This is a genomic window from Chrysiogenia bacterium, from assembly GCA_020434085.1.
Classification (GTDB): domain Bacteria; phylum JAGRBM01; class JAGRBM01; order JAGRBM01; family JAGRBM01; genus JAGRBM01.
This window is the reverse complement of the sequence record JAGRBM010000366.1, coordinates 1-10,245: the sequence shown is the minus strand read 5'-3', so window position 1 is coordinate 10,245 and position 10,245 is coordinate 1. Positions and strand designations below refer to the sequence as shown.

At 65.4% G+C, this 10,245-nt stretch carries 13 protein-coding genes and 1 riboswitch; of the genes, 8 read left to right on the top strand and 5 right to left on the bottom strand.

Translation table 11 applies throughout. The annotated features are described in order from the left end of the window. Window positions 1-329: hypothetical protein (locus KDH09_12775; protein ID MCB0220566.1), on the top strand; the 329-nt coding region annotated here is incomplete at its 5' end. 48 nt (window positions 330-377) lie between these two features. Here KDH09_12775 and KDH09_12770 read toward each other — a convergent pair. After that, window positions 378-767 carry a YraN family protein gene (locus KDH09_12770; protein MCB0220565.1) on the bottom strand — a complete coding sequence of 130 codons (390 nt, stop codon included), beginning with the start codon at window positions 765-767 and terminating at the stop codon, window positions 378-380. Then, window positions 767-1,366: a ribonuclease HII gene (locus KDH09_12765; protein MCB0220564.1), complete on the bottom strand. Its 600-nt coding sequence runs from the start codon at window positions 1,364-1,366 to the stop codon at window positions 767-769. Before KDH09_12765 ends, KDH09_12770 begins: the two co-directional genes overlap by 1 nt. A 66-nt stretch (window positions 1,367-1,432) precedes the next feature. Here KDH09_12765 and KDH09_12760 point away from each other — a divergent pair, with 66 nt between their 5' ends. The 4 genes from KDH09_12760 to KDH09_12745 all read left to right on the top strand — a co-directional run bounded on the left by KDH09_12760 (window position 1,433) and on the right by KDH09_12745 (window position 5,234). Then, complete coding sequence (locus tag KDH09_12760; protein MCB0220563.1) at window positions 1,433-2,092, top strand: HAD-IA family hydrolase; 660 nt, start codon at window positions 1,433-1,435, stop codon at window positions 2,090-2,092. Between the two features lie 72 nt (window positions 2,093-2,164). Further along, window positions 2,165-2,373: riboswitch (cobalamin riboswitch) on the top strand. A gap of 67 nt (window positions 2,374-2,440) precedes the next feature. Then, a complete protein-coding gene (locus tag KDH09_12755; GenBank protein MCB0220562.1) occupies window positions 2,441-3,412 on the top strand; it encodes an ABC transporter substrate-binding protein in 972 nt (323 codons plus the stop codon). Continuing rightward, complete coding sequence (locus tag KDH09_12750; protein MCB0220561.1) at window positions 3,409-4,440, top strand: iron ABC transporter permease; 1,032 nt, start codon at window positions 3,409-3,411, stop codon at window positions 4,438-4,440. Before KDH09_12755 ends, KDH09_12750 begins: the two co-directional genes overlap by 4 nt. Beyond that, entirely contained in the window at window positions 4,440-5,234 is a 795-nt protein-coding gene (locus KDH09_12745; protein MCB0220560.1) for an ABC transporter ATP-binding protein, read from the top strand. Before KDH09_12750 ends, KDH09_12745 begins: the two co-directional genes overlap by 1 nt. Before the next feature lie 19 nt (window positions 5,235-5,253). Here the strand turns inward: KDH09_12745 and KDH09_12740 are convergent, their stop codons facing one another. The 3 genes from KDH09_12740 to KDH09_12730 are packed head-to-tail and all read right to left on the bottom strand — an operon-like array spanning window position 5,254 to window position 7,703. Beyond that, window positions 5,254-6,078: a metal ABC transporter permease gene (locus tag KDH09_12740; GenBank protein ID MCB0220559.1), complete on the bottom strand. Its 825-nt coding sequence runs from the start codon at window positions 6,076-6,078 to the stop codon at window positions 5,254-5,256. A gap of 3 nt (window positions 6,079-6,081) precedes the next feature. Beyond that, window positions 6,082-6,825: a metal ABC transporter ATP-binding protein gene (locus KDH09_12735; protein MCB0220558.1), complete on the bottom strand. Its 744-nt coding sequence runs from the start codon at window positions 6,823-6,825 to the stop codon at window positions 6,082-6,084. Beyond that, on the bottom strand, window positions 6,822-7,703 hold the full coding sequence (locus KDH09_12730; GenBank protein MCB0220557.1) for a zinc ABC transporter substrate-binding protein: 882 nt from the start codon (window positions 7,701-7,703) through the stop codon (window positions 6,822-6,824). The genes KDH09_12735 and KDH09_12730 overlap by 4 nt, the downstream gene beginning before the upstream one ends. A 140-nt stretch (window positions 7,704-7,843) precedes the next feature. Here KDH09_12730 and KDH09_12725 point away from each other — a divergent pair, with 140 nt between their 5' ends. The 3 genes from KDH09_12725 to KDH09_12715 form a co-directional block, all read left to right on the top strand. After that, window positions 7,844-8,542 (top strand): hypothetical protein, encoded by a 699-nt coding sequence (locus KDH09_12725; protein ID MCB0220556.1) that lies wholly within the window; start codon window positions 7,844-7,846, stop codon window positions 8,540-8,542. Continuing rightward, window positions 8,539-9,780: a glycosyltransferase gene (locus KDH09_12720; GenBank protein ID MCB0220555.1), complete on the top strand. Its 1,242-nt coding sequence runs from the start codon at window positions 8,539-8,541 to the stop codon at window positions 9,778-9,780. The genes KDH09_12725 and KDH09_12720 overlap by 4 nt, the downstream gene beginning before the upstream one ends. A 14-nt stretch (window positions 9,781-9,794) precedes the next feature. Then, on the top strand, window positions 9,795-10,245 hold a 451-nt coding region (locus KDH09_12715; protein MCB0220554.1), incomplete at its 3' end, for a hypothetical protein.

The window sequence follows — 10,245 nt, the reverse complement described above, 5'->3', positions numbered from 1 at the left end:
GCGCGTTCCAGATCGAGAATGGCAACGACGGGGGCGATGAACTGCCCACCGATACCTATGAGGAAAGCTCCGAGCACGTCGACGATCCCTCGGGTGGTGATGACGACGATCCGAGCGGCGGCACGGCCCAGAATGATCAGGGCGGCGACCAGGGAGACCAGGGCGGCAATGACGACGACCAGGGCGGCGGAGGCGATGACGGAGATACCGGTCAGAACGACCTTTCCCAGAAAGAGGATTCCGGCGGCCTCCCCGTGGAACTCGAGCCGCCAGCGAGCTTCAGCCGCGTGCGCGTGCTGATCAACCTCGAAGGGCCGCCCGCGCCGTAAACCATATCTGGAGTGATAAAGAGGCCCGCCAACCGGCGGGCTTTTCTTTTACCAGCCGCCGCCGGGCGCACCGAAAGCATCGGGAATGTGTTCGATCTCGACCGGTTTGCCGGCCTCATCCAGGCGGATGCTCACCACATCGAAGCGCAGCGGGCACTGGCGATATTTTGCGCCCTCATTGGCCAGGTAGTGCTCGGCCGTGCGGGTGATGCGCCGTTGCTTGGCCTGCGTGACGGACTCGGCGGGGCTGCCGAACTTCTCGGAGCGCTTGGCACGCACTTCGACGAAGACGAGGGTTTGCCCCTCGCGCATGATGAGGTCGATCTCTCCTTCGCGCGAGCTGTAGTTGCGCGCAATTGTGCGGCAGCCACGTTTCTTGAGAGCCTTCTCGGCCGCCTCTTCGGCGGCATCGCCGCTCTGCTTTCGCGAGAAGAGCACTAGAGAAATTCCTTCACGCCGCGAAAAGTGCGCCGGTGCTCGGGGCAGGGGCCGTGGCGGGCGATGGCCTCGCGGTGGCTTTTGGTCGGATATCCCTTGTGCCCGGCAAAGCCGTAGTGGGGAAACTGTGCATCGAGTTCGACGAGCAGCCGGTCACGGTGGACCTTGGCAAGAATGGAGGCGGCCGCGATGGAGTAACAGCGTGAGTCGCCTTTGACGAGCGACTCTTGCCTTACCTCGCAGGGGACGGGCTGATTGCCGTCGATGAGCAGGTAATCGGGAGAAATCTCCGCCATCGCGCGGCGCATGGCCTCCAGCGAAGCGCGCAGGATGTTCATCTCGTCGATCTCGGCGGCGCTCACCTCGGCGATGGCCCAGCTCGCACTCGCGCAGATTTGCTCGAAGAGTTCCTCGCGCCGGGCTTCCTTGATCTTCTTGGAGTCATCGATTCCGGCAATGGGGGCGTGGCCTTCGGGAAAAATCACGGCCGCGGCGACCACGGGCCCTGCCAGCGGGCCGCGCCCGGCTTCGTCCAGGCCCGCGATGCGCACGTATCCCGCGCGCCGCAGCGTTGCTTCAATGTCATGATCGAGGGCCATCTGGGGTGTGCCTTGCCGGAGATTTTGGGATAAGTATGCCTTCCCCGACTGGAGGGGCAAACTCCCGTGCGTGACTATGACCTGATCATCTTCGATTTCGATGGCACCCTGGCCGACAGCCGCGAAGGCATCGTCGCCACCGTGAACCACGCGCTCGAGGCGACCGGCTACGCGGCGGCGGAGGCCGAGGCGATCTTCCGCCTGGTAGGCCTGCCGCTCGACGAGGTCTTCGCGCGCCTCTTTGCCGATCTGGGGCTCCAGGGAGATCCAGGACCCGCGGTGCAGGCCTACCGGAGCGGCTGGGTGGAGGTGGGCCACGCGCGCATCACGCTCTTTCCCGGAATTGCCGAGCTGCTCGCCGAGCTGCAGACGCGCGGGCGTCCGATGGCGCTCGCCACCGGCAAGAGCCTCAAGGGCGTCGAGCGTTCGATCAAGCACTTCGACCTGGGGGGCTACTTCAGCGCCGTCGCGACGACCGACACGGTGCCGCGCGGCAAACCCTTTCCCGACATGGTGGAGAAGATTCTTGGCGAGCTGGGCGTTGCGCCGGGGCGCACGCTCATGGTCGGCGACACGACCTACGACCTCGACATGGCCCACGCTGCCGGGGCCCACTCCCTGGCCGTGAGCTACGGCGGCCACTCGCGCGCCGAGCTCGAGCGTGCCTCGCCAAAATTCCTCGTAGAGAGCCCCGAAGAACTCGCGGCGCTGCTTCTCGAAAAGTGATTTCTCGGGAGCCGGGCGCGGCGCCCATGCGCGCTTGACGCCCCGTCCCGGGCGGGTGTATTCGAGTCCCTGACATCCCGCTATGCCCCGGGGTGCAATGCCCGCAGCGAATGCGGGCCGGGAAGCCGGTGAGAATCCGGCGCGGGGCCGCCACTGTAAGTGGGGAGAACGCCTCCAGCGACGCCACTGGAAGAGATTCCGGGAAGGCGGAGGCGAGCGAAGAAGCGCGGACGCTTCGAGACCCACAAGCCAGGAGACCGACCCGGGGCCATCGTGATGACTCCTCGTGCCACAGGAGCGTGCGCCCATGGTTTCTCATTCTTGCGTCATTTGCGCGGAGCTGTTTGCATGAAACAGCTCTCGATCATTCTTGCGCTTGCCGCGCTGCTCTCGGGCCTCTGGGCGGTGGGGGGTGTGGAGGGGGCGCTGCTGGGCACCAGTGAGCTGCACGAGACGACGCTTGCGGATGCCGAAGGCTTTCCGCGCCGCATGATCGATCCGGCCGGGCGCGAGATCCTCATCGCGCGCCCGCCGCGCCGAATCGTCTCGCTGATTCTCGATGCCGACGAGATCCTCACCGAGATCGTAGCGCCGGAGCGCATCGCGGCGCTCACGCGTTTTGCAGCCAACCCGAGCCTCTCAAGTTGCGCGGACAAGGTCCCCCCCGGCGCGCGACTGATTGCAGGAGAAACCGAAGAGGTCCTCTCGCTGGAACCCGACCTCGTCATCATTTCACCGTATACCAACACGGTGGCCACGCGCTTTCTCATCGAGGCCGGCGTTCCGGTCATTCGCCTGCGCGACGTGACCAGCAGCGCGGACCTTCGAAGGAACATCGAGGTCATCGCCGCTGCCACCGGCACGGAAAAAGAAGCCGCGCGCCTGCTGTCGGAATTCGACGCGCAGCTTGCCGACCTGCAGCAGCGCCTTGCCGGGCTGCCGCGCGCGCGGGTGCTCTACTTCAGCGAGCTTGGTTACACCTTCGGTGCCGGGAGCAGCGTGGACGAGATCCTGCAATGGGCGGGGGCCCAAAACGTCGCCGCCTCCGAAGGCGGCGTGACCCAGCACGCGCGCGTCGGACGCGAGTTCGCCGCGAGCCTGCGCCCCGACGTGCTGCTCGTTCCCGCCTACGGTACCGGCAATCTCGAAGAGCAGATCGCCTGGATCTACGACGACCCCATCTGGCAGGACTCGCCGGCCGTGCGCGCCGGGCGGGTCTATCCTGTGGGAAGCGCGTCGATCACCAGCCACTCCCACTACATCCTGAAGGCTGCCGAGCAAATCGCCCGCGCGCTGCACCCGGAGGCCTTCGGCTCATGAGTCGCAGGACGCTCATCACCATCGGTGGCGGCGCGGCGCTCGTGCTCGTCGCGCTCATCTGCGCGACGCTCTTCGGCACCGCCGAGCTCTCGCTGGGCAAGGCGCTTGCAATCATCGGCAGCGCCGTCGGTCTTCCCATCGAGCGCACCTGGCAGACGTGGGAGCAGACCGTCGTGCTCGACGTTCGCCTGCCGCGCGCGCTTCTGGGGCTCTTCGTGGGCGCGGGGCTCTCATGCTGCGGCGCGGCCATGCAGGCGCTCTTTCGGAATCCGCTGGCTGAGCCCGGCGTGATCGGTGTGTCCTCGGGCGCTGCCGTCGGCGGGGTGTGCGCGATCTTTCTTGGTTGGGCGAGTCTCTCGCCCTGGATCCTGCCGCTGCTGGCCTTTGTCGGGGCGCTCGTTACGACGTGGACCATCTACGTGGTCGCGAGCCGCCGCGGCCATGTCGATGTGGGGGTGCTCCTGCTGGCGGGCGTGGCGCTGGCTGCGCTCAACGGCTCGCTTGTCTCGTTCCTTCTCTCGCTCTCACTGGCCGACTGGCGCATCTCGACTTCGATTCTGCAGTGGACCCTCGGGGGACTCGATAGCGCCGGGTGGGAGCAGCTCAAGGTGCTGCTTCCGATCTCACTGGCGGGGCTCGCCGTCATCGTCGCGCATGCGCGCGAAATGGACCTCCTGCTCATGGGCGAAGTGCATGCCTACTCGGTGGGTGTGGACGTGAGCCAGGTGCGCCGCCGGCTGATTGTGGCGACCTCGGCCGTGGCCGGCGCCGCGGTGGCGGTGGCCGGACCCATCGGGTTCGTGGGGCTCGTCATTCCGCACATTCTGCGCCTGCTCGTTGGCCCCGCGCACCGGGTGCTGCTGCCGGCGAGCCTGCTCATCGGCGGGGCCTTCCTGGTGTTTGCCGACCTGATCGCGCGCACGCTCATCCGGCCAGAAGAGATTCGCCTGGGCGTCATCACCGCGCTGGTGGGCGCGCCGTTCTTCCTGTTCCTTCTCATTCGCGGACGAAGGGAGCTTTCGGTCTGATGGACGCGCTGCTCTCCTTTGAATCGGTGAATTTCTCCTACGGCAGCGAGCCCGTGCTGCGCGAGGTTTCCTTCAGCGTTGCCCCCGGCGAGGTCGTCGGCCTGGTCGGTCCCAATGGTAGCGGCAAGTCGACGGCGCTGGGGCTGGCCTTCGCGTTGCTCTGCCCGCAGAGCGGCACCGTTGCGATGTCGGGGCGCTCGGTGGGTGAATTCTCGCGCCGCGAGATCGCGCGGCAGGCGGCGCTGGTTCCCCAGGACACACTCTCGCGCTTCTCTTTCAGCGTGCGCGACGTGGTTGCCATGGGCCGCAATCCCCACCTGGGACGCTTTCATGTGGAGGGCGAACACGACCGCGCCGTCGTGCAGCGCGCGCTTGAGCAGACCGAAGTCCTGCGCTTCGCCGACCGGATGCTCGACGAACTCTCGGGCGGCGAGCGCCAGAGAGTGATGATCGCCCGCGCACTTGCGCAGGAACCGGCGCTGCTGCTGCTCGATGAGCCGACCTCGAATCTGGACCTCGCACACCAGCTCGAATGCTTTGAGCTGGTACGGGACTTTGCCAAAGAAAGCCGGGGTGCGCTGGTTGCGGTGCACGACCTCAACCTCGCCTCGCGCTATTGCGATAGAATCGTGATGCTCGGGGAGGGAAGCGTGGCGGCGCAGGGCGCGCCGCGCGAGGTGCTGAGCGAGGAAAACCTCGCGCGGTATTTTGGGATCGACGCGCGCGTGCGCCTGGAACCCGGCGTTCCGGGCGTGAGCATCACGCCGGTCGCGCCCATTCGCGGCGAGGGATGAGCAGGGAGTGAGCGGGTCGCTAGACCCGCTCTCGCTTTCTGGTTTCCAGCAATTCTTTCCCGCCTCTGAGCACCACCAGCACGCAGGCCCCCAGCAGCACGATGGCCGGGCCCGAGGGCAGGTCGTAGCGATAGGACACGCCAAGGCCTCCCAGGCACATGGCGATGCCCACGCCGGTTGCCAGCACCATGACGGCGCCGATGCTGCGCACCAGCGTCATACCGATGAGCGGCGGAATGGTGAGCAGCGCGATCACCAGGATGATTCCCACCAGCCGGATGAGAAACACCACCGACAGAGCAATCAGCACCATGAGCAGGGTGAGCAGCACGCGGGTTGGAACCCCCTGCGTGCGCGCGAAGCTCTCGTCAAATGCCACGGCCACGAGTTCCTTGAAGAACAGGGCGAGCACGCCGAGCACGGTGAGCACGAAGAGCGCGGTCATGCTCACGTCGCCGCGGCTTACAGTGAGGATGTTACCGAAGAGATAGGTCATCAGGTTGGGCGCATAGCCCGGCGTCTGGTGGATGAATACGACGCCCAGCGCCATGCCGACAGCCCAGAAGACGCCGATGGCCGCGTCGTGGGAGCGCACGCGCGAGGGATCGGCCGCGCCAAGGAGCAAGGCCACGATGAGCGAGACGCCGGCGGCGCCGATGAGCGGCTCGACGCCCAGGAAATAGCAAATCCCCAGCCCGCCGAAGGCCGCGTGGGAGAGTCCGCCGGAGACGAAGACCAGGCGCTTGACCACCACGAAGGTACCGATCACCCCGCACAGCACGCTGGCCAGCACGCCGGCAAGGATCGCATTCTGCACGAATTCGTGGGAGAGAAGTTCGCTCATGGCTCAGTGATTGTGCGGCGGCAGCACGCGGTGGGGGACGCCGTGGGCGACCAGTTCCACCGGGCAGCCGTAGGCTTCCTCGAGCTGCTGGGGCGTGAGCTGTCCGCCCTCGTGGTAGTGAAGCTTGCGATTGACGCAGGCGATCTGTTTGATGGTGCCGGCAAAGGGTGTGATGTCGTGGGTGACCACGACGACCGGGATCTTTTCCGAGAGCAGCTTGAGCTCACGCATGAGCACCTGCCGCGACTCGGGATCGAGCGAGGCCAGCGGCTCGTCCATGAGCAGGACGCCCGGATCGCCCGCGAGCGCTCTTGCAATGAGCACGCGCTGGAGCTGTCCGCCGGAGAGATCGCCGATGATCTCGCCCGAGAGATCGGAGAGCCCGAGCCGCGCGAGTGAGTCTTCGGCTGCGGCGCGATCTTCCGCGCTGTAGCGGCGCATCAGCCCGCGCGCGCCCATGCGTCCCATGAGGACGACGTCGCGCACGCGCAGCGGAAAGTGCGGATCGAAGTGGGAGAACTGGGGCACGTAGCCGAGCGCGCCGCGGGGCAGGTTGCACTCCACGCTTCCCGACCAGGGGCGCAGCAGCCCGAGCAGCACCTTGAGCAGCGTCGTCTTGCCGCCGCCGTTGGGGCCGATGACGGCCAGAAAATCGCCCGCGCGGATTTCGATCGAGACATCCTTGAGGATGGCCTCCTGCTCGTAGCCGAAGCTCACGTTGCGCGCGGCAAGGACGACCTGGCTCATCGCTCCAGTGCCTCCATGACGAGGGCGGCGACCCTGCGCAGGTTGGCGCTCCAGTCACGGGCAAGCGGATCGAGCACTTCGACGCGCGCGCCGATCTCCCGGGCAATGACCCGGGGCCCTCTGTCTGAAAAACCGCTCTGCACGAAGATCACCTTGCAACCGGCGCCGCGAAGTTCATCGGTGATGCGCACCAGATGGGCCGGCCCCGGATCCTTGCCGCCGGTTTCAACGGCGCGCTGCACCAGGCCGTAGTCGCGGGCGAAGTAGCCCCAGGCCGGATGGTAGACGACGAACTCCCGGCCGCGAAAGCGATCGAGGCTCTGAATGATCTCCTGATCGAGCGCGGCGATCTCCTGCAGGAATATCTGGAGGTTCTGGTCGATCTTTGCCGAACTCTCGGGGAGCAGCGCTTTGAGCGCCGCGGCGATGCGCGGGGCGAACTCGCGCACGATCTTCGGTGAGAGCCACAGATGGGGATCGGACTCGCCGTGGGCGTGCCCGTCCTCGTGCTCGTGGGATTCGAGCTTGAGAAAGTCCACGCCCTCGGACATGTCGAGGACCCGGGTCTTCGGCGAGAGCAGGCCTTTGAGGTGACGCGCTTCGAGCACGAAATCGGGGTGGCCGACCTTGAGATAGAGCGCGGCCTTCGAGATGGCGACGATCTGACGCGGGGAGGGCTCATAGGTGACCGGTGAGGCACCCGGTGGTAGCAACACCTGGGTGTCGATGAGTTCGCCCCCGATCCGCTCGGCAAAATAGGCCTGGGGCGGAATGCTGACCGCAACGATGGGACGCGCGGCATGGGCTGATGTGGCAAACAGCGTGACCAACGCGCACGCGAGGCCGAACATCAATTGTCGCCTGTTTGCCGTTGCCATGGTTCTCCGCAATCTCCCACAAGGCCGTGTACGCGGCTTCTATGGTTGTTTCAGTAACAGAACGCAATCGCAGTTGATCCGTGCATATCCGTCAAGCGGTTGACGATACGCGGGAGCGCTCCTAAGGATATATGTGCGCAATGGAAGAGAATTCACAGGGTGACGAGGCGAACAACCCGCGGGAGACCTTTGCGATCAAGGACAGTGCCCTGATTGCAATCGCCACCGGCCGGCGTGCCCACGACCTGCGCGAGTTTCGTGACCACCTCTTCGCGGTCGAGCCCGATTCCATCTACTACCACTTCTGGGGCCACCTGCTGCGCCCGAATTTCGAGAGTCCCGACTTCAATAATGATTTTGCCGTCTGGGCTAAGCATGCCCTGCACGATCTGACCCTGGCCGAGCGGCTGGGTGTGCTCGATCCCACGGATTTCGAGAATCTGGATGCCCTGCGCGCCGCCGTGATCGACATTGTCGAAGAGCGGATCGACGAGTGTGAGAATTTGCCCTATGCGCGGCGCGGCGACAGTTTCCATTTCATCCGGGGGCAGCTCGTCATTTTTGACACGCTCTCGCGCGCCGAGTGCCCGGAGGATCTGGTGGACCTGGTGCCACGTCTCTCGCTCGGCAGCGTCTTCTATCACATCATCGAAGCACGTTATCGCAAGCCCCGGCGCCTCAATGATTTTGCCGTCTGGATCCGCGACAGGGGTGAGCGCTACGAAGCCCTCGAGAAAGAGCTCGAAGGGATCGATCCCTACTTCATTTCGCTACAGTCGCTTCGCACTCGTGTGGCCGACACGCTGCGCAAGCACCTGGGGGAGGGGGGCGCAAAGTGAACGTGCAGCTCGACGACTACCGCGACATTGTCGGGATCGAGGCGCTCGATCACCTGCGCCAGCTCTCGCGCCACCTCGAAGGGCTGCGCGTGGTGCATGTGAACTCCACGCGCGCCGGTGGCGGTGTGGCCGAGATCCTGCATCGCCTCATCCCGCTCAAACAGCAACTGGGGATCGACGCATCCTGGGAGATCGTCACGGGCGAGGCCGATTTCTACCAGTGCACCAAGGGCTTCCACAATGCGTTGCAGGGATACCAGATCTCCCTCGCCGAGAACCTGCTGGGCGCCTATGAACAGGCCAACGCCAGGAGCGCGGAAGCGCTGCGCGACAAGCTCGCCGATGCCGACGTTGTCTTCATTCACGATCCCCAGCCCGCGCCGCTGCTCGGGCACTTTGCCGAGCGCAAGGGCAAGTGGATCTGGCGCTGCCACATCGACGTGAGCCACCCTTATCGTCCAGTCTGGCAGTATCTTCGCAACCACGTCGCGCCCTATGACGCGAGTATTTTCTCGCTTGCGGCCTTCGCGCAGACGCTGCCTCACAACCAGTATCTGATCTCACCGAGCATCGACCCGCTGACCGAAAAGAACATGGACCTCGACGAGACCGAAATCGCGGGTACCTGCAGGGAGCTGGGCATCGATCCGGAGCGTCCGATCATGCTGCAGGTCTCGCGCTACGATCGCTTCAAGGATCCCCTCGGCGTGCTGGAGGCCTATCGGTTGGTCAAGCCCTTCTCGCCGGAACTGCAGCTCGTGCTGGCCGGCGGCGGGGCCGACGACGACCCCGAGGGCGCGGCCGTCTATGACGAAGTGCAGCGCGCGGCCGGCGATCATCCCGACATTCACCTGCTCCTGCTTCCATCAGACGCGCACCGCAAGATCAATGCGCTGCAGCGTGCTTCGACGATCCTGCTCCAGAAGTCCATTCGCGAGGGCTTCGGGCTCACCGTCACCGAGGGCCTGTGGAAGGGCAAAGCAGTGATCGGCGGTGACACGGGCGGAATTCGCTCGCAGATTGTGAACTACCACACGGGCTTTCTGGTCAGCACGCCGGAGGGCGCCGCCATGCGCACGCGCTACCTGCTCAACCATCCCGAACGACGCAAGGAAATGGGCCAGACGGGCCATGAATTCGTGCGCGAACAGTTTCTGGTGATCCGTCACCTGCGCGAGTATCTGACCCTGATGCTCGCAGTGGTCAGGGGCGAGGAGGGTCGCATCGAGCTCGACTGAAACGGAGGGACCGTGTGAGCACGCAGGCAAAAGCGGTGTCAGATCCCGGCGAGGCAAGAGAGCGCCTCTGCCGCGAGGGGTCGCTTACCGATTTTCTGTCGCAACTCCGCAACGCTCACCGCCCGCTGCTGCTGCTCGACTACGACGGGACGCTCGCTCCCTTCACCCCTGATCGCGACCGCGCTCACCCCTATGCGGGGGTTCGCGAAGCACTCCATGAATTGATGGCCCAAACGCCGACGCGAGTCGTGCTTATCAGCGGGCGTAGCGCCAGCGATCTTCCCCGCCTGATTCAGCTCGATCCCATGCCCGAAGTCTGGGGCGCCCACGGCTGGGAGCGCCGGTTGCCGGGTGGCGCGATCGAGCGCGAGCCGCTTCCTCCGCTCGCAGGTGAGGCCCTGGCCGAGGCCGTTGTATGGGCTCGGAAACACTGGCCCGCCACGCACATCGAACAGAAGGCATCCT

Coding starts and splice junctions, on each gene's coding strand:
- KDH09_12765 (MCB0220564.1), bottom strand. CDS start 1,366: ATGGCCCTCGATCATGACATTGAAGCAACGCTGCGGCGCGCGGGATAC.
- KDH09_12755 (MCB0220562.1), top strand. CDS start 2,441: ATGAAACAGCTCTCGATCATTCTTGCGCTTGCCGCGCTGCTCTCGGGC.
- KDH09_12750 (MCB0220561.1), top strand. CDS start 3,409: ATGAGTCGCAGGACGCTCATCACCATCGGTGGCGGCGCGGCGCTCGTG.
- KDH09_12745 (MCB0220560.1), top strand. CDS start 4,440: ATGGACGCGCTGCTCTCCTTTGAATCGGTGAATTTCTCCTACGGCAGC.
- KDH09_12740 (MCB0220559.1), bottom strand. CDS start 6,078: ATGAGCGAACTTCTCTCCCACGAATTCGTGCAGAATGCGATCCTTGCC.
- KDH09_12735 (MCB0220558.1), bottom strand. CDS start 6,825: ATGAGCCAGGTCGTCCTTGCCGCGCGCAACGTGAGCTTCGGCTACGAG.
- KDH09_12730 (MCB0220557.1), bottom strand. CDS start 7,703: ATGGCAACGGCAAACAGGCGACAATTGATGTTCGGCCTCGCGTGCGCG.
- KDH09_12725 (MCB0220556.1), top strand. CDS start 7,844: ATGGAAGAGAATTCACAGGGTGACGAGGCGAACAACCCGCGGGAGACC.